General features: G+C 63.2%; 18 protein-coding genes and 1 pseudogene. 12 read left to right on the forward strand and 7 right to left on the reverse strand.

All coding sequences use genetic code 11. From position 1 onward, the window contains the following. Nucleotides 1-2: 2 nt before the first annotated feature. A pseudogene (locus GJA_RS17760) lies at nucleotides 3-287 on the forward strand (IS3 family transposase); the annotation flags it as partial. 22 nt (nucleotides 288-309) lie between these two features. Here the strand turns inward: GJA_RS17760 and GJA_RS17765 are convergent. Then, nucleotides 310-609 (reverse strand): IS3 family transposase, encoded by a 300-nt coding sequence (locus GJA_RS17765; RefSeq protein WP_038494789.1) that lies wholly within the window; start codon nucleotides 607-609, stop codon nucleotides 310-312. 32 nt (nucleotides 610-641) lie between these two features. Between GJA_RS17765 and dinD the strand changes: the two genes are divergently transcribed. Then, nucleotides 642-1,259, forward strand: a complete 618-nt coding sequence (dinD, locus tag GJA_RS17770) for a DNA damage-inducible protein D (protein ID WP_242404571.1) — start codon at nucleotides 642-644, stop codon at nucleotides 1,257-1,259. 133 nt (nucleotides 1,260-1,392) lie between these two features. On the opposite strand, the gene GJA_RS17775 is transcribed toward dinD, so the two are convergent. The 4 genes from GJA_RS17775 to GJA_RS17790 form a co-directional block, all read right to left on the reverse strand. Then, a complete protein-coding gene (locus GJA_RS17775; protein WP_038494792.1) occupies nucleotides 1,393-1,764 on the reverse strand; it encodes a helix-turn-helix domain-containing protein in 372 nt (123 codons plus the stop codon). A gap of 12 nt (nucleotides 1,765-1,776) precedes the next feature. Then, nucleotides 1,777-2,076, reverse strand: a complete 300-nt coding sequence (locus tag GJA_RS17780; protein WP_038494795.1) for a type II toxin-antitoxin system HigB family toxin — start codon at nucleotides 2,074-2,076, stop codon at nucleotides 1,777-1,779. Between the two features lie 268 nt (nucleotides 2,077-2,344). Continuing rightward, nucleotides 2,345-2,836: a YybH family protein gene (locus GJA_RS17785; protein WP_038494798.1), complete on the reverse strand. Its 492-nt coding sequence runs from the start codon at nucleotides 2,834-2,836 to the stop codon at nucleotides 2,345-2,347. A gap of 95 nt (nucleotides 2,837-2,931) precedes the next feature. Then, nucleotides 2,932-3,669, reverse strand: a complete 738-nt coding sequence (locus GJA_RS17790; protein ID WP_038494802.1) for a GntR family transcriptional regulator — start codon at nucleotides 3,667-3,669, stop codon at nucleotides 2,932-2,934. Nucleotides 3,670-3,868: 199 nt separating this feature from the next. Between GJA_RS17790 and GJA_RS17795 the strand changes: the two genes are divergently transcribed. Together GJA_RS17795 and GJA_RS17800 are read left to right on the forward strand one after the other, a co-directional pair. Continuing rightward, the gene (locus GJA_RS17795) at nucleotides 3,869-5,137 is read left to right on the forward strand and encodes an MFS transporter (protein WP_038494804.1); all 1,269 of its coding nucleotides are present in this window, start codon (nucleotides 3,869-3,871) and stop codon (nucleotides 5,135-5,137) included. 5 nt (nucleotides 5,138-5,142) lie between these two features. Next, a complete protein-coding gene (locus GJA_RS17800; protein WP_038494807.1) occupies nucleotides 5,143-6,057 on the forward strand; it encodes an amidohydrolase family protein in 915 nt (304 codons plus the stop codon). Nucleotides 6,058-6,059: 2 nt separating this feature from the next. Here the strand turns inward: GJA_RS17800 and GJA_RS17805 are convergent, their stop codons facing one another. Further along, nucleotides 6,060-6,953, reverse strand: a complete 894-nt coding sequence (locus GJA_RS17805) for a bifunctional helix-turn-helix transcriptional regulator/GNAT family N-acetyltransferase (RefSeq protein WP_242404572.1) — start codon at nucleotides 6,951-6,953, stop codon at nucleotides 6,060-6,062. 570 nt (nucleotides 6,954-7,523) lie between these two features. Between GJA_RS17805 and GJA_RS17810 the strand changes: the two genes are divergently transcribed. From GJA_RS17810 to GJA_RS17845, 8 genes are all read left to right on the forward strand, one after another. Continuing rightward, entirely contained in the window at nucleotides 7,524-8,555 is a 1,032-nt protein-coding gene (locus tag GJA_RS17810) for a CysB family HTH-type transcriptional regulator (RefSeq protein ID WP_081905473.1), read from the forward strand. Nucleotides 8,556-8,641: 86 nt separating this feature from the next. Next, the gene (locus GJA_RS17815; protein ID WP_038494813.1) at nucleotides 8,642-9,724 is read left to right on the forward strand and encodes an ABC transporter substrate-binding protein; all 1,083 of its coding nucleotides are present in this window, start codon (nucleotides 8,642-8,644) and stop codon (nucleotides 9,722-9,724) included. Nucleotides 9,725-9,778: 54 nt separating this feature from the next. After that, nucleotides 9,779-11,374: an ABC transporter substrate-binding protein gene (locus GJA_RS17820; protein WP_038494816.1), complete on the forward strand. Its 1,596-nt coding sequence runs from the start codon at nucleotides 9,779-9,781 to the stop codon at nucleotides 11,372-11,374. Beyond that, a complete protein-coding gene (locus tag GJA_RS17825) occupies nucleotides 11,371-12,354 on the forward strand; it encodes an ABC transporter permease (protein ID WP_038494819.1) in 984 nt (327 codons plus the stop codon). Before GJA_RS17820 ends, GJA_RS17825 begins: the two co-directional genes overlap by 4 nt. A gap of 109 nt (nucleotides 12,355-12,463) precedes the next feature. Next, nucleotides 12,464-13,351 (forward strand): ABC transporter permease, encoded by an 888-nt coding sequence (locus tag GJA_RS17830; RefSeq protein ID WP_038500297.1) that lies wholly within the window; start codon nucleotides 12,464-12,466, stop codon nucleotides 13,349-13,351. Beyond that, entirely contained in the window at nucleotides 13,348-15,135 is a 1,788-nt protein-coding gene (locus GJA_RS17835; RefSeq protein WP_051781057.1) for an ABC transporter ATP-binding protein, read from the forward strand. The genes GJA_RS17830 and GJA_RS17835 overlap by 4 nt, the downstream gene beginning before the upstream one ends. Before the next feature lie 65 nt (nucleotides 15,136-15,200). Continuing rightward, nucleotides 15,201-16,382, forward strand: a complete 1,182-nt coding sequence (locus tag GJA_RS17840) for an LLM class flavin-dependent oxidoreductase (RefSeq protein ID WP_038494821.1) — start codon at nucleotides 15,201-15,203, stop codon at nucleotides 16,380-16,382. Nucleotides 16,383-16,415: 33 nt separating this feature from the next. Further along, nucleotides 16,416-16,721, forward strand: coding sequence for a hypothetical protein (locus tag GJA_RS17845; protein ID WP_038494824.1), 306 nt, complete (start codon nucleotides 16,416-16,418; stop codon nucleotides 16,719-16,721). Between the two features lie 69 nt (nucleotides 16,722-16,790). On the opposite strand, the gene GJA_RS17850 is transcribed toward GJA_RS17845, so the two are convergent. Further along, the gene (locus GJA_RS17850; RefSeq protein ID WP_038494828.1) at nucleotides 16,791-17,810 is read right to left on the reverse strand and encodes an aldo/keto reductase; all 1,020 of its coding nucleotides are present in this window, start codon (nucleotides 17,808-17,810) and stop codon (nucleotides 16,791-16,793) included. Between the last annotated feature and the right edge of the window lie 136 nt (nucleotides 17,811-17,946).

A 17,946-nucleotide genomic window follows, 5' to 3' on the forward strand; every position in this document is an offset into this window, starting at 1 on the left:
AATTCAGTAGCTACGACTGGCGCGACTTCCTGGACCAGCACAATCTTCAACAAAGCATGAGCCGGCGTGGCAATTGTCATGACAATGCTGTTGCCGAGAGCTTCTTCCAATTGTTGAAACGGGAACGAATTCGGCGCAAGACCTTTGACACCCGGGAGGAAGCGAAGCAGGAGATCTTTGATTACATCGAGATGTTTTACAATCCAAAGCGCCGGCACAGTTTCAGCAATGGCTTGTCGCCGGTCGAATACGAAAAGCGGTATTTCCAACGGCTCTTGAGTGTCTAGCAGACTCGTGGCGATTCATGGGTCACTTCATTTCGCGAGCAAAGAAGGCCGAGGCCTTTTTTAAGATGGTGACGTCCTGCCGAAGTTGCTGGTTTTCCAGCTCCAGTTGGCGGATTCTTTGCTGCTCGGCGGTGAGCGGCTTGCCGATGCCAGGCTGCCCGTTCTGTTCGGCATGGTATTGCTGCAGCCAGCGACGGATCGCAGTCTGGCCGATGCCCATGCTTTCGCTGACGTTCTGGACGCTCTGGCCCTGCTCATTGATCAGCCGGACCACTTCCAGTTTCAGGGTTGGCTCGAAGGTTCTACGTTTTCTTGTTGTCATGCTTTTTCCTCAGATGATGGATTTTCCACCTATTGAGGTGTCCGGGCAAATTAGACCACTACATTAATGTCACCCGATATGGTGCCTACCTAATTGCTCAAAACGGCGACTCGAAGAAGAAGCAGGTAGCGTTTGCTCAGACATACTTTGCTGCTCAAACACGCCGCCAAGAGCTACAGACGCAGCACAGCGAAGAAATCACCGAGCAGCACCGTCGCATCGCCCTACGAGACGAAATTACGGGGCACAATAAAGACTTAGCCGACGCAGCCAAGGATGCAGGAGTAATTCAGCCGATCGAGTATGCTGCATTTCAGAACGCAGGCTATCGCGGCCTATACGATGGACTGGACGTAGCAGGCATCCGAACAGCCAAACATCTAGGCGGAAACGCCAAGATCCTCGACCACATGGGCAGCACAGAACTTGCGGCCAATCTCTTCCGCGCCACCCAGACCGAAGAAAAACTGCGTCGCGAAGGAATTAAAGGCAAGTTCAATGCAAACGCTGCCCACTATGAGGTCGGCCAAAAGGTACGCAAGGCAATTGCTGATATCGGAGGCACCATGCCTGAAGAACTTGCTCCCGCCGAAGATATCAACAAAGTTCGACAACGGTTAGGCAAAAATAAGCCAAAGGAAATCAAATAATTACGGGGTCGCAAAAAGCTAGTTTTGCGCGGGGTCTAGATAATGACAGTCACTTCCTATGGTAATCCCCCCATTTTTAGATCGCGCTAAAAGTAGAGCTTAAGCCACCATGGCTTTCATATTTTCCGGTACATCAAGCAACCACAGTCGCTGGCTGTTTGATAAGGCACTCTGCAGGAATACCCAGACCTTCATGCAGGCGCCAGATCATCGCAAGCGTCAGCGGTCGAGTACCGTTCAGAATCTCGTAGACGCGGTTCGAGCGGCCAATCATTGGTTGCAGGTCTTTGGGCGTCAGACCTTGCTGCTCCATTCTGAATTTGATCGCATCAATTGGATTGGGCAATTCCATTGGAAAGTGCTTGGCTTCGTAAGATTCAACCAGCGTGGCCAGCACATCCAGGCGATCGCCCTGGGGAGTGCCCAGTTCGGCGGACATCAGCCCGTCTATCTCTTTGAGCACTGCCGCGTGGTCAGCGGCAGTTTTGATAGGTTTGATTTCCATTTTCAACCTCAGTTAAACAGCTTGCGCATCGATGGCGTCGTACTGCTTGTGCGTACCGATAAACTTGATAAATACGATGCCGTGCGGGTAATTGACCGACGTGATAAGCCGATACTTGTTCCCTGCGATATTGAATACGACACGTCCGTTTTTCAGAATGCTGGCGGTTCTGAAGTCAGCCTTAATATCTGCCGGCGCTGACCACTGAGCTTTTAAGACAAATCCGTACCAAGCCGTTAAAGGGATCTTGGCATCTGCGTATGCCGGCTGCTCGTAGAACGATTTTACGGTTGGGAGTGAGAGTATTCTCATGAGTTCAATATTAGTCCCAAAATGGGACTTCCACAAGCGAAATTTGCACTGTAGCGAGGATGACTGCGCCGGGATGGTTAAATTCCTGATCAATCCAGCCAGGCGGGATGGATGTAAGCGCACAGTCAAAGCCGCCCTGCCTCTGGCGCTGACAGCATGTGTACATCAAGATTCGTTCTTATTGCCCCCCTTGGGAAAGTTCCATATTTCTCTCCGCAGTGCCCCCACTATCCTGCTCATCCCAGCAACCAAACCAGCCGCTCACCCGCTACGCCGGCACCGGCACAATCGTCGCGATGCGCCAGCCGTCAGGGGTGCGAATCGCCGTCTCACTCATCAGGAATATCGCGGTCACGGCCAGCTTGCCGGCAGCGCCGAAGGTCACTTTGGTCGGCGCGTAGATATGGGCCGCATCCGCGTTCAGCGGCACGATACGGATCGCGTCCTGCTGCGGCTCGAAACGCCAGGTTCCCTTGAAGATCGCGCGGAAATGCTCCATTACCGCTTCCCTGCCCCAGAACTGATAGGAGCGGGCGATAAAACTGACCGGATCGGGCTGGCCCGGCGCGGCATGGGCCAATACACGATCGATCGCATCGATATCGTGGGCGGTCGCGGCCGCCGCCTGGCGCAGGAACAGGTCGCGGATTTCTTGCGTATCGGCGGCACTGGCATGATCCGCCGCGACAGCCGGCACGGCGGACACGCATGCGCTCATGAAAAGAATGACGCTCGCGGATTGTTTCAGGAAAAATTTCATTTTTGCCTCCCCCAAATATGCTTATATGCCCTTATTCTACATTTATTTACCGTCGACACTACCTGACAAACGACTGCACCCGTTGAGCCCAACCCTTAACGTATCTCGACCTGGTAGCGGAAACCGTCCGCCGGACCGCGCGAGCGGCGCCATTCGAGCGGCTGGCGGTCGTAGCCGAAGGCAAGGCGCTCGATGATCACCACCGGTTGTCCGGCCTGAATTTCCAGCAGCCCGGCCTCGCTGTCGCTGGCGCAAGCCACCGTCAGCGTTTCCTGGGCCGAGGCGATCACCTTGCCGCAACGCTCTTCATAAAAGGGATACAGCAAGTCGGGAAAGTCCGTTATGTCGATCTTGGCCAGCGCGGAAAACTGCGCCTGCGGCAGCCAGATTTCTTCCAGCAAGACCGGCTTGCCATCCACCAGCCGCAGCCGGTCGAGGCGTATCGTATGGGCTTTCTTGCCCAGCCCCAGCGCATCGGCGACGGCGGCCGGCGGCGCCGTCAGCGTCCGTTCCAGGATGCGGCTTTGCGGCGCTACCGGCTGCCCTTCCTTCACTTGATGGCGGAAGAAGCGGAACAGCGATGCGTCGAAGCTGGGCCGGCGGATGAAGGTGCCGCGCCCCTGGTTACGTTCCAGCATGCCGTCGGCGACCAGCGTTTCGACCGCCTTGCGCACCGTGCCGATCGCCACGCCATACAATTTGGTCAGCTCGATTTCGGTCGGAATCGCCAGACCCGTCTGCCACTCGCCGCCGGCGATCCTGGCCAGCATATCGTCGCGCAGACGCTGGTAAAGAGGCAAACGGTCGTCGTACGCGGGAACGGTTTGTTTCATGATGGGTAAACAAGACTATAAGACACGATGCCCAGCACTGTATCTGGATATCGGCCGCCAGTCCATCCCGCGGCGATGAACACAGCCCGATTGACAAAGACTTTTAAGCCGATTACCATTCATATAAACATACATATGTTTAGATGAATAAATAAAATCCAGGCGCACCGTGCGGAGCGCTGGATCCAAGGAGATGGCAATGTTTAACTGGTATCGGCAAGTATCCGCGCGCGAGCGCAAGACCTTCTGGGCCTGCTTCAGCGGCTGGGCGCTGGATGCGCTGGACGTGCAAGTATTTACGCTGGCGATCCCGGCGCTGATCGCCGCCTTCGGCCTCGACAAGGGCCAGGCCGGCATGGTCGGCGCCGCGACGCTGGTGTCGTCGGCGCTCGGCGGCTGGGTCATCGGCGCCGTGTCGGACCGGCTCGGCCGGGTACGCACGCTGCAATTGACGATCGTGTGGTTTTCGCTGTTCACGTTCCTGTGCGCGTTTGCGCAAACCTTCCCGCAACTGATCGTGCTCAAGGCGCTGCAAGGTTTCGGCTTCGGCGGCGAGTGGGCCGCCGGCGCCGTGCTGATGGCGGAATCGGTGCGCAGCGAACATCGCGGCAAGGCGATGGGCACCGTGCAAAGCGCGTGGGCGGTCGGCTGGGCCGCCGCCGTGATCCTGTATACCATCCTGTTTTCGTGGCTGTCGCCGGATCTCGCATGGCGCGCCATGTTCATGCTGGGGCTGCTGCCGGCGCTGCTGGTGGTGTACATCCGGCGCTCGATTCCGGAACCGGCCAAGGTAGCCAAACCCGTCGCGGCGCCATCGGACGGCAAGGTTGCGCTGGTCGGCATCTTTTCGCCGGCGCTGCTGAAAACCACGCTGATCGGCAGCTTGCTGGGTATGGGCGCGCACGGCGGGTATTACGCGCTGATGACCTGGCTGCCGACTTACCTGGGCACCGAACGCCATCTGTCGGTGCTCGGCACCGGCGGCTACCTGGCGGTGATCATCGCCGCGTTCTGGCTCGGCTGCATCGCCAGCGCGCAATTGCTCGACCGCATAGGCCGCCGTCGCAACGTGGCGCTGTTCGCGGTCTGCTCGACCATCACCGTGCTGGTCTATCTGTTGCTGCCGGTGGGCAATACGGCGATGCTGTTCCTCGGCTTCCCACTCGGCTTCTTTGCCGCCGGCATCCCGGCCAGCCTCGGTGCATTGTTCAATGAATTGTATCCGGCCGCGATACGCGGCGCCGGGGTCGGTTTTTGCTACAACTTCGGCCGCATCGCGTCGGCCGGCTTTCCGCTGCTGGTCGGCTACATGAGCCGCTCGATGCCGCTGGGCCAAGCGATCGGCATCGACGCCGCCATCGCCTACGGCCTGGTGGTGATCACCGTGCTGATGCTGCCGGAAACCATGGGCAAGAAACTCGACGGCGCGCCCGATGCGCCGGCCACTCACTCGCACCCCGCTGCCTAGCCACGATGAGCACCCGACGCGATTTTACTTTTACCCTGATGCGCTCGGCCGCGGGGGCGGCGCTTGCGCCGCTGGCCGGCTGCGCGACCACGCAAAGACCGACTTCCATGACCGCTATCGATTGCCATGCCCACGTGTTCCTGCACAGCCTGCCCATGCCGGACCCGCGCCGCGCGCCGGCGGGCTACGATGCCACGCCGGAAACTTACCTCGGCTTGCTCGATGCGCACGGCATGTCGCATGGCGTGCTGGTGCAGCCGAGCTTTCTCGGCCTCGACAATAGCTATCTGCTCAGCGTGCTGCGCGCCCATCCGGACCGCTTGCGCGGCATCGCCGTGGTGGCGCCCGGCGTCACGCCGCAGCAGCTCGACGACTTGCAGCACGCCGGCGTGGTCGGCATCCGCCTGAACCTGGTCGGCTTGCCGACGCCGGACTTTTCCAGTCCGGGCTGGTCCGCGCTGCTGCGGGAATTGGCGGCACGCGACTGGCAAGTCGAGGTGCACCAGCTGGCGCAGGAATTAAAGCCGGTGCTCGATCCCTTGCTGGCGGCCGGCTTGAAGGTTGTGGTCGACCATTTCGGCCGCCCCGGCGCGGCGCTCGGCGTCGACGATCCCGGCTTCCGCTACCTGCTGTCGCTGGGCCCATCGCGGCGGGTGTGGGTCAAGCTGTCCGGCGCCTACCGCAACGGCCCGCATGGCCGCGGAGAAGAAACGGCGCGCGCCGCGATGCCCTTGTTGTTGTCCGCCTTTGGCGTGCAGCGGCTGATGTGGGGCAGCGACTGGCCGCACACGCTGTTCGAGAAAGCAGCGCATTACGGCGCCGAGAAAAAGCTGTTGGAAGCATGGTTGCCGGACCGCGAACAGCGGCAGGCGGTGCTGTCCGACACGCCGGCGCGGCTGTTCCGTTTTACGGCCGCCTGAAGTCACAGATCCAGCGACCAGGTTTCGGCGATCAAGTCCTTGCCGTAACTATGGGTGGCGTGTTGTTCGATCAGCTGGAAGCCGGCCCGTTCATAATTGCGGCGGGCTTCCTGTTGCACATTGTTGGTCCCCAGGATTAACTTTTCATAACCCGCCAGTCTGGCGAAGCGCACGCATTCGGCCACCAGCGTCTTGCCGATGCCGAGCCCCCTGGCGCCCGGTTCGACGTACAGCAGGCGTATCTTGGCGCTCACGGCATCATGCCGGACCACGAACACGGAACCGACGATTTTGCCCGCCTTCTCGGCGATCCAGCCGTGGTCCGAGACGGGATCGAAGTCGCGGATATATTGTGCGGCGATCTCGGCGACCAGCGCTTCGAATTCCTGGTTCCAGCCATACTCTTGCGCGTACAGCACGCCATGCCGGTGCACCACCCAGCCGATATCGCCCGCTTGCGGATCGCGCAGCAGATACGGCGCCGGGGGCTGCGCGCCGGCGTCCAGCAATTGTTCGACCTGCGCCATCGCATCGACCAGTTGCACCTGTTCCGGCACCGACAGCGGTTCCAGCATGGCGATGATTTCAAGCCGCGAAGCATCGCTCAGCGGAACTATCGTCGCCACTCCGTGCCCGGTCAGTTGCAAGGTCGCGATGCGGCCATCGACCGTGGAGCGGGACTTTGTCACCAGGCCCTTTTTCTCGAATCCGCCGACCACCCGGCTCAGGTAGCCGGCATCGAGTCCCAGTTCGCGGCACAGGTCGGCAGTCGCCAGCGCCGGCCGCTGCGCCAATTCGAACAGGATGCGTACTTCCGTCAACGAAAATTCGCTGTCGAGCAGGTATTCATGCAGCAGCCCCATCTGGCGGGTATAAAAACGATTAAAGCGGCGCACGGATTCCGCCCGGGCCACAAGTTGCTGATCTGACATTGCATCGCTCCAATTAATTGCTTAAGGCAATATAATATATGCCAAAAGCAATTAGTTGCGCAAGTACTCCATTGCCGGCCGCTACTCGCCCGTGCAACTTTTCGGCTGACGCCGCAGGCATCGAAAAACCATACCGAAAAACAACATCATTTTTTGGCAACAGTCTACAGTCGTCCCGCGACTATCTTAGTTGGCTCTGCAAAAGGGAAGCTTGCCAATTCAATATATAAACGGCGCAAGCCGGCGGCGCCCACCCCTTTTCATTTCCAAAAAATCAGCAAAACGCGTCCCTGGCGCACGGAGTTTTCGCATATGAATATGCGTTTCCGGAGCCGCGGCGATACGGCCGCCGGCCCATGACAAAAACAGATATGCGGCGCCAAAAAGCTTCGTTCTCATCTGTTGTGCCCGGCTTTAGGCTTGCATTTCGAGACCCATGCGGTATTGCGGCACAGGCTCATTTGCGCACTATTTTGTGACGCACCGTACAGAAGCGAGCCGCTCTCCCGCCGGGTGCGCGATATTGGAACCCCCATGAATTTTCAACAATTACGGACCATCCGCGAACTGCCCCGCCACCGCTTCAACCTGACCCGGATGGCCAGCGCCATGGGCATGACGCAGCCTGGCATCAGCCGCCATATCCGCGACATTGAAGAAGAGATGGGCATCGCCATCTTCGAGCGCAGCGGCAAGCGCATCACCGGCCTGAGCGACTCGGGCCGGGCCATCCTGCCTATCGTCGAGCGCCTGCTGATCGAGGCCGACAAACTGCAAGGCGCCAACCTCGAATATTCGACGCTCGCCAGCGGCGTGCTGGCCATCGCCGCCACGCATACCCAGACCCGCTACGCGCTGCCGCAAGCGGTGCTGGGATTTCGCAGCGCGTTTCCGCAGGTGCGCATCGCGCTGCGGCAAAACACCCCGGAAGACATCGCGAAGTCGGTGATCTCGGGCCAGGCGGACATCGGCATCGCCACCGAAGGCCTGGCGGCCTATCCGGAACTGGCCGCCTTCCCATGCTACCGCTGGAGCCACCAGGTGCTGGTACCGGACAGCCATGCGCTGCTGGAGCGCGGCCCGCTGACGCTGCGCGACCTGGCTGAATTCCCGCTGCTGACCTACGACCATGGCTTCACCGGCCGGCGCCATATCGACCAGGCGTTCGCCGCCACCGGCTTGCGTCCCGACGTGGTGCTGACGGCGATGGATTCCGACGTCATCAAACACTATGTGCAGCTCGGCCTCGGGGTCGGCGTGCTGGCGTCGGTGGCGTTCGACGCCGAACATGACCAGGGCTTGCGGGCGCTCGACGCCAGCCACCTGTTCGCCGCCAGCACCACCTGGCTGGCGGTCCGGCGCGGCGCCTACCTGCGCAGCTACACCTATGAATTCATGCGCCATTTCGCGCCGCAGCTGACGCGCCTGGCCATCGACCGCGAGCTGCGCGGCGAGGCGCACGGCGCATCCGCGCCGGTGGCCCGGGCCGGCGCGCCTGTGCCCTGGCAAATGCTGGCGGCGGCCGCAACAGATATGCAAAAACAGCATATCGACATCGCATTTTAATCGTGGCGATCCATATGCCCGTCACCTGCGCCAGCTCTCCGGCAGCAACCCGCCGATCCACTGAACCTCACACAGGAGCACACCCCATGTCCGCACCCATCGACACGCTCTGGTACACCCGCTGCCCGGCGCCCACGCCGTTCGGCATCGCCATCCAGCAAGGCTGGCTGGCGCAGGAATTCGCCGCCGACGGCTTGCACATCAAGGCCTTGCAAGACGCCGACGACCCGAATATACGGCGCTCGCATTTCACCCACTCGCAACCGCACTCGTTCCGCCAGGGCGGCAATATCCCGGCGCTGTGGGCGCGTGCCTCCGGCGCCGCCACGCGCGTGATCGGCCTGACCTGGGTCGACGAATTCCAGGGCTTGCTGGCCTTGCGCGGCAGCGCCATCGCGAGCCCGGGACAACTGCGCGGCAAGCGCTTCGGCCTGCCGAAAAACCTGGCCTCCGGAGTGGTCGACTTCCACCGCGCCACCGCGCTGCGCGGCTTCAGCACGCTGCTCGACGTGGCCGGCCTGACGCTCGACGACGTGCAACTGATTGACCTGCCCTACGCCCCGCTCGGACTGGCCGACGCCAGGCCGGTCGACGACCAGGGTTTTGCGCGCTTGCTGCGCACTCACGGCCAGCAAGAGTTCAGCCGGGAAGCGCATGCGCTGATCAGCGGCGAAGCCGATGTGGTGTTCGCCAAGGGCGCGACCGGACTGGCCGCCGCCAACCTGGCCCAGGCCGACGTGATTATCGACATCAGCCAGCAAGGCAACCGTTTGCTGCACGCGAATAACGGCGCGCCGCGCCCGCTGACCGTCGACCAGGCCCTGCTCGATGCCCGCCCCGACCTGGTGGCGCGGGTGCTGGCGCAAGCCATCGCGGCAGGCCGCTGGGCCGAAGCCCATCCGGCCGAAACCAGCGCCTACATCGCGCGCGAAACCAAAAGCCCCGAGCTGTGGGTGCGCCATGCCTATGGGCCGCGACTGCACCACAGCCTGCACATCGACCTGGCCCCGGACTCGGTGGCGGCGCTCGACAATTTCAAGCACTTCCTGCATCGCAGCGGCTATCTGCCGGCCGACTTCGACATCCAGCAGTGGATCGATCCGCAGCCGCTGCGCCAGGCGCTGCAACTGCTGGATGCCCGCGGCAACAGTGCCGGGCTGGCCGCCTGATCCGGCTCATCCAACGCATCCACCCCATACGCCAGCAGAAAGAGCCATCCGCACATGCCCTCATATTTACACCGTTCCTGCGCCGCCGCGCTGTTTTTCCTGGCCTTGGCGAGCGGCGCCGCGCCGGCCGCGCCGGTGGCCGGCGGCACGCTCAACTTTGTCGTCACGCCGGAACCGCCGTCGCTGCTGAACCTGGCCACCAGCGCGGTGCCGGTGCTGAAAGTAAGCAGCAAGGTCACCGAAGGCTTGCTGGCCTACGATTTCAATTTCAATCCGACCCCGCAACTGGCGACCGCATGGAGCATCAGCCCGGACGGCAAGCGCTACACATTCACGCTGCGCCGCGGCGTCAAATGGCATGACGGAAAACCGTTCACGTCGGCCGACGTGGCGTTTTCGCTGGAGCTGCTGAAAAAAGTTCACCCGCGCGGCAAGAGCACGTTCGCCAACCTGGCCGCAGTGCGCACGCCGGACCCGTACACGGCGGTGCTGGAACTGTCGCAGCCGGCGCCGTACCTGATCAAGGCCTTCGCCGCATCGGAGTCGCCGATCGTGCCCAGGCATATTTACCAGCACGGCGACGCGCTGTCGAATCCCAATAACATCGCGCCGATCGGCACCGGCCCGTTCAAGTTTTCCAAATGGGTGCGCGGCAGTTACATCGAGTATCTGCGCAACCCGGACTACTGGGACAAGCCACGGCCCTACCTGGACAAGATCATCGTCAAGTTCATTCCCGACGCGGCAGGACGCGCGATCGCGTTCGAGAACGGCAGCGTCGATCTGGGCGGCGACACGCCGGTGCCGCTGGGCGACCTGGCGCGGCTGAAAACCAATCCGAAGCTGGGTCTCGAAACGTCCGGCTACCAGTTCGAGGCCGGCCCGCTGCGGCTGGAATTCAATCTCGACCAGCCGATACTGGGCAAGCTGGCGGTGCGCCAGGCGATTGCCCACGCGCTGCAGCGCGAGATCATCAAGAGCGCGGTGTTCTATGGCTACGCGACTGTGATTTACGGCCCTATCCTGCCGGCCAGTCCCTACTACAGCGACAGCGCGGCGCCGTACCGGTTCGACCTCAAGCAAGCCAATGCGCTGCTCGACCAGGCCGGTTATCCGCGCCGCGCCGGCGGCAACCGTTTTACGCTGACGCTGGACCCGCTGCCGATCGGCGACGCGCCGGCGCGCACGGCCAACTACATCAAGTCGGCGCTGGCGCGGATCGGCATCGGCGTGACGATCCGGGCCCAGGACTTGCCGGCCTACCTGAAGCGTATCTACACCGACCGCCAGTTCGATTTCGCCGTCAACGGCATGAGCAATCTGTTCGATCCGACCGTCGGCGTGCAGCGGCTGTATTGGTCGCAGGGCTTCCGCCAGGGCGTGCCGTTCACCAATGCGTCGCACTTCAGCCATCCCGAAGTCGACCGCCTGTTCGCGCTGGCGGCGGTGGAAACCGACCAGGCCAGGCGGCTGGCCCAGTTCACGCAGATCCAGCAAATCCTCGCTCGGCAACTGCCCGACATCAACCTGGTCGGCCCGCAGCAAGTGACGCTGTTTAACAAGCGGGTGCACGACCATACGCCGACGCCGAACGGCCTCGACGGCAATTTCGCCACGCTGTATTTAACCCCCATGAATTTGACCCCATGAACCGTCTGCCACGCTTGATCAAGGCGCTGCGGCGCGCGCTGCTGTACGCGCTGCCGACCGTGCTCGGCATCGTCATCCTCAACTTCCTGCTGCTGCAACTGGTGCCGGGCGACGCCGCCGACGTGCTGGCCGGCGAATCCGGTTCGGCCACGGCGGAAACGATGGCGATGATGCGCAGCCATTTCGGACTCGACCTGCCGCTCTGGCACCAGTTGCTGAATTACCTGAATCACCTGGCCCATTTCAGCCTCGGCTTTTCGCCGCGCTTCAATATGCCGGTGATGGAACTGATCTGGAGCCGGTTGCCGAACACGCTGCTGCTGATGGCCGGCGCGCTGCTCATTTCGGTGCTGCTCGGCATCCTGTGCGGCGTGGTGATGGCGGCGTGGGCCGGCAAGTGGCCGGACCGCGTGCTGACCTTATTGTCGCTGCTGCTGTATTCGACGCCCGGCTTCTGGATCGGCCTGATGGCGGTGGTGCTGTTTTCGGTGCACCTGGGCTGGCTGCCCAGCGACGGCAGCATGACCATCGGCGCCGCGCTGACCGGCTGGGACGCGCTGCGCGACCGCCTCAGCCACGCGCTGCTGCCGGCGCTGGCGCTGTCCAGCGTGTTCATCGCCATCTATGCGCGGCTGACCCGGGCCGCGATGCTGGAAGTGCAGACCCTCGATTATGTGCGCACCGCCGAAGCCAAGGGCCTGCATCCATTCTTTATCCAGCTGCGCCACGTGCTGCGCAACGCACTGATCCCGGTCACCACGGTGGCCGGCATCCACCTCGGTAATTTGCTGGGCGGCGCGGTCGTCATCGAAACCGTGTTCAGCTGGCCCGGCCTGGGCCGGCTGGCGCTGGAAGCGGTGCAGGGACGCGACTACGCCGTGTCGCTCGGCGTGCTGCTGCTGTCGTCGTTCATGGTGATCTTCGCGAATCTGCTGATCGATGTGCTGCAAGCGTGGCTGGACCCCCGAATCAAGGCTTGAAACGATGGAACCGACGACTATTGACGAACCGGCCCGGACTGCCGCCACGCCCGCGCAGCAGCACAATCCGCACAATCTGCGCATCAATCTGGCGCCGCCGCTACCGGCCATGCGGCCGGCCGTCCCGGCGCCCGCCAGCGCGGTGACACGGCGCCCAGGCAGCCAGGCGCTGCGCCGCTACCTGCGCAACCCCGCCGCGATGGCCGGCGCCATCTTGCTGCTGCTGATCGTGCTGATGGCCCTGGCCGCGCCCTATTGGTATCCGGGCGACCCGCTCGACATGGTGGCGCAGCCGCTGCTGTGGCCGGGCCAGGATACGCAATACTGGCTCGGCACCGACTCGCTGGGACGCGACATGCTGGCCGGCGTCATGCACGGCGCCCGCGCCTCGCTGCTGATCGGCGTCGCGGCGGCCGCCGTCGGACTGTCGATCGGCACGCTGGCCGGCGCCTGCGCCGGCTATTTCGGCGGCCGCATCGACAGCGCGCTGGTGCGCTTGATGGAGCTGTTCCAGGCCACTCCGTCATTCCTGCTGATGATCGTCATCGTGTCGATCGTGCCGCCGACCATCGGTATCATCGCGCTGACCATCGGCATCACCTCGTGGACCACGGTGGCGCGGCTGGTGCGGGCCGAATTCCGCTCGCTGAAACAGCGCGACTTCGTGCTGGCCGCGCGCAGCCTCGGCTATAGCGACAGCCGCATCATCTTCGTCGAAATCCTGCCCAACGCGCTGCCGCCGATTATCGTCACCACCTCGGTGATGGTGGCCAGCGCCATCCTGATGGAATCGGCGCTGTCCTTCCTGGGCCTGGGCGATCCGAACCGGGTCAGCTGGGGCAGCCTGATCGGCAGCGGCCGCGACATGCTGCGCAGCGCCTGGTATTTGACGGCGATTCCCGGCAGCGCGATCATCGTCGCGGTGCTGTCCCTGAACCTGGTGGGCGACGGCTTGAACGACGCGCTGAACCCACGCCTGCGGAGCCGATCAGAATGAGCCTGCTGCTGGAAGTGAACCAGCTGGACGTGCGTTTCGGCGCCCACCATGCGGTGCGCGGCCTGGATTTTTCCATCGCCGCCGGCGAGACGCTGGCGCTGGTCGGCGAGTCCGGCTGCGGCAAATCGAGCACCGCGCTGGCGCTGATGCGGCTGCTGCCGGCCAGCGCCCGCGTCAAAGGCCAGGTGCTGTTCGAGGGACAAGACCTGGTGACGCTGCCGCCGCCGGCGTTGCGCGCGCTGCGCGGCAATGCGATCTCGATGATTTTCCAGGAACCGATGACGTCGCTCAATCCGGTGCTGACGATAGGCCGGCAAATCGTCGAAGTGCTGCGGCTGCACCAGCCGCTGTCGGCTGGCGCGGCGCGCCGACGCGCGATCGAATTGCTGGAACTGGTCAAGCTGCCCGAACCCCGCCGCCGCATCGACGACTATCCGCACCAGTTGTCGGGCGGCCAGCGCCAGCGCGTGATGATCGCGATGGCGGTGGCGTGCCACCCGCGGCTGCTGATCGCCGACGAGCCGACCACCGCGCTGGACGTGACGATCCAGGCCCAGATACTGGAATTGCTGGATGCGCTACGGCGCGAGTTTTCGATGGCGCTGCTGCTGATCACCCACGACCTGGGCGTGGTCGGCCAATGGGCCGACCGGGTCGCGGTGATGTATGGCGGCGAAAAGCTGGAACAGGGGACGACCGGACAAATCTTCACGCGGCCGCAGCACTCTTACACGCGCGGCTTGCTGGGCGCGTCGCTGACGCTGGAGCGCAACCTGCATTATCGCCAGCAGCGGCTGCTGGAAGTGAGCGCCAGCATCGATCCGCTCAGTGGCCAGCGCAGGTTTATCCTCAGCCACGGCAGCCAGCCGCCGGCACGGCAAGCGCAGACCGAGCTTCGGCTGGCCAGCTCCGGGACCGAAGAACCTGCAAGCGCCGGCCAGCCGCTGCTGCGGCTGACCGGACTGGCAACCCACTATGCGTCGGAACAAGGCCTGGTGCGGGCGGTCGATGGCGTGTCGTTCGACATCGCCGCCGGCGAAACCGTCGGCCTGGTCGGCGAATCCGGCTGCGGCAAGTCGACGCTGGGCAAGACCATCTTGCGCCTGATCGAACCGTCGGCCGGCCAGATCCTGTTCCGCGGCGCCGATATCACGCGCCTCAGCCAGCGCCAGTTGCAGCCGTTCCGGCGCCAGGCGCAAATGATTTTCCAGGACCCGTACGCCTCGCTGAACCCGCGCCACAGCGTCGCCGATATCCTCGACAGCGCGCTGCGCGTGCATGGCGTCGGCGATCGCGCGGAACGGCAGCGGCGCGCAAGCGGCATCATCGACCGGGTCGGCTTGCCGGCGGCGGCGCTGCGGCGCTTTGCGCACGAATTCTCCGGCGGCCAGCGGCAGCGCATCGGCATCGCCCGCGCGCTGGTGCTGCAACCGTCGCTGCTGATCTGCGACGAGCCGGTGTCGGCGCTGGACGTCTCGGTGCAAGCGCAGATCCTCAACCTGCTGGTCGACCTGAAGCAGGAATTCGGCTTGTCCTACCTGTTCATCTCGCACGATTTGTCGGTGCTGCGCTATATCGCCGACCGCGTGCTGGTGATGAATGGCGGCAAGATCGTCGAAAGCGGCGACCATCGCAGCATCTGGCATACGCCCGTCAACCCGTACACGCGCAGCCTGATCGGCGCCGTGCCGACCTCGGCCTTTGCCGCCGGCATCGGCCAGCGACAACCGCCGCCCGTGCACGAGCAGACGCTGCCGTTCTCGTATTACCGCTTCGCGCTGTGAACCCCAACGCCTCGGAATCCGGCCAGTCACGACTGGCCCAACTCACCCACCTTACGGAAAACATCATGTCGATCGCCAGCGCCATTCCTTCTTCCACCACCGCCAGCGGCTTTGCCGCGCCGGCCGATTTCCCCGACAGCCCGGTGTCGCAAATCCTGCGCCAGCCGATGATGCTGGGCCTGTTCCTGCCGATCCAGGCCGGCGGCTGGAGCGCCTCGCACCTGCAGCGCAGCACCAGCTGGACCTTCGATTACAACCTGGCGCTGGTGCAGCGGGCCGAGGAATTCGGCTTCGACCTGGCGTTCGCGCTGTCGCAATGGCTGCCCAAGGGCGGTTACGGCGGCGTCTTCAACGGCGAGGCGATCGACTCGTTCACGTCGCTGGCGGCGATGACGGCAGTCACCAAACGCATCATCCTGGTGGCCACCACCCACGTGCTGTACGGTCCCTGGCACCCGCTGCACTTCGCCAAATACTGCGCCACGCTGGACCATGTGTCGAAAGGCCGCTGGGGCATCAACGTGGTCACCGGCCACCGCGCGGTCGAGCATGAAATGTTCGGCTGGCAGCGCATCGAACATGACCACCGCTATGCGATGGCGGCCGAATTCCTCGACGCGGCGCAGCACCTGTGGGCGGCCGACGATAATTATTCGGTGACGCCGGCGCTGTCGTCATGGAAGCTCGACAAGGCCTTCGTCACGCCGCGGCCGCAGTATGGCCGGCCGCTGCTGGTCAACGCCACCGGTTCCGACGCCGGCATCGATTTCGCCGCGCGCCATTCCGACCTGGTGTTCATCACCAGCCCGGGCGGCGGCGCCATCGCCGACGCGCTGGCCTCGCTGCCGGCGCATACCGCCAAGGTCAAGGCGGCCGGCGCCGCCGTCGGCCGCAAGCTGCGCACGCTGATCAACCCGATGGTGGTATGCCGCGACACGGAACAGGAAGCGTGGGCCTACCACGATGAAATCGTGGCCCATGTCGACCCGGTCGCCAGCATGCAGAATTTTAATAGCGACGCGCACGCCTGGCGCGGCCGCAAGGACCATGGCCAGGACGCGGCGCGCGCGGTCGGCGGCAATATCCGCCTGATCGGCAGCCCGGAACAAATCGTCGAGCAGATCATCGCCCTCAAGGAGGCCGGCATCGACGGCATCCAGTGCAGCTTCTTCGACTTCAAGCCGGACCTGGAGTTTTTCGGCGAACGCGTGCTGCCGCTGATGAAGCAAGCCGGCCTGCGCCTGTAACGGAAAATCATCGACCATGACCGCCCTGCCTCAATGACCGTCCTGCACATCTGGCGCAGTAATTTCATCCCGCTGCGCACGCCTGCGGTGCGGCGGTACCTGGCCGGCACCGGCATTTCGATGCTGGGCAACTGGCTGCAGCAGACGGCCCAGGCGCTGCGGGTGTACCAGTTGTCGGGTGGTTCGGCGGCGGCGCTGGGCACGGTATCGTTCTGCACCGGCCTGCCGCCGCTGCTGTTCAGCTTTTTCTGTCGCCGTTCGTCAACCGCATCGCCCGCATGGGCCGCGCTGCTGATGCGCTGTCAGCAGACGACGCTCACTACCGGGACAGGTTCTTAAGAGTGCCTGACAAAATGTTCAGGGCAATGCAACGCCGCTATGGACGTTTTGTCTGGCGCTCAAGCTTCCTCAAGCTTCATTGCGCGGCTTGCGGCCGACAATCACGTGGCTGGGATCATTAAAACCGGGCGTCGATGGATGGCCGGTAACCACCAGGCTGTCGACCAGCGCCTCGTCCTCGGCGGTGAATTGATACTTCAGCGCGGGCAGGTAATCGTCCCATTGCTGTTCGGTGCGCGGGCCGGTGATGGCCGACGTGACCAGCTGGTTGTTCAGCACCCAGGCCAGCGCGAACTGGCCGGCGCTGATGCCGCGTGCCTCGGCGTGCTGCTTGATCTGCTGCGCCAGTTGCAGCGACTCCGGGCGCCACTCGGTCTGGTGGATGCGCTGGTCGTTGCGGCCGGCGCGGCTGCCTTCCGGCGGCGGCAGCGTTGGATCATATTTACCGGTCAGCACGCCACGCGCCAGCGGGCTGAACGACACCACGCCGACGCCATAATATTCCGCCGCCGACAGGTGTTCCGCTTCCGGCTGGCGGTTCGCCAGGTTGTAGCATGGCTGCGTCGCGGCCGGCCGGTCGACGCCGAGCAAGTCGGCGGTGCGCACGAATTCGGCCAGTTTCCAGGCCCGGTGATTCGACACGCCCCAGTAACGCAGCTTGCCGGCCTGGACCAGGTCGCTCAAGGCGCGCACGGTTTCTTCCGGACGCGTTTCATGGTCTTCGCGGTGCAAATAAAACAAGTCGATGTAATCGGTGCCCAGCCGTTGCAGACTGCTCTCGACCGACTGGATCAGGTTCTTGCGCGACGCGCCCTTGTCGTTCGGTCCGCTGGCGCCGGGATTCTGGTTGACGAACTTGGTCGCCAGCACCCACTGCTTGCGCCGCTCGGCGATCAGGCGCCCCACCACCTCTTCCGACTGGCCGCCGTTGTAGACGTTGGCGGTATCGATGAAATTGACACCCTGCTCGAACGCCTTGTCGGTGATGCGGCGCGCCACCTGTTCATCGGTCTGGCCGCCGAACATCATGGTGCCGAGGCACAAGGACGACACCTTGATGCCGGTCTGTCCCAAATTTCTATACGTCATGAACTACGCTCCTGTTGAATGAATGGGCGAAACGGCCAGCCGCCGCTTCAGCTGCGCTGACTATATCGGCAAAGATTTCACGTCCAAACGAATTTTTTCACGCTTGTTTATGATTCCCCGGCGCCGCAACTGCGCG

The organism is Janthinobacterium agaricidamnosum NBRC 102515 = DSM 9628 (genome assembly GCF_000723165.1).
Lineage (GTDB): Bacteria > Pseudomonadota > Gammaproteobacteria > Burkholderiales > Burkholderiaceae_D > Janthinobacterium > Janthinobacterium agaricidamnosum.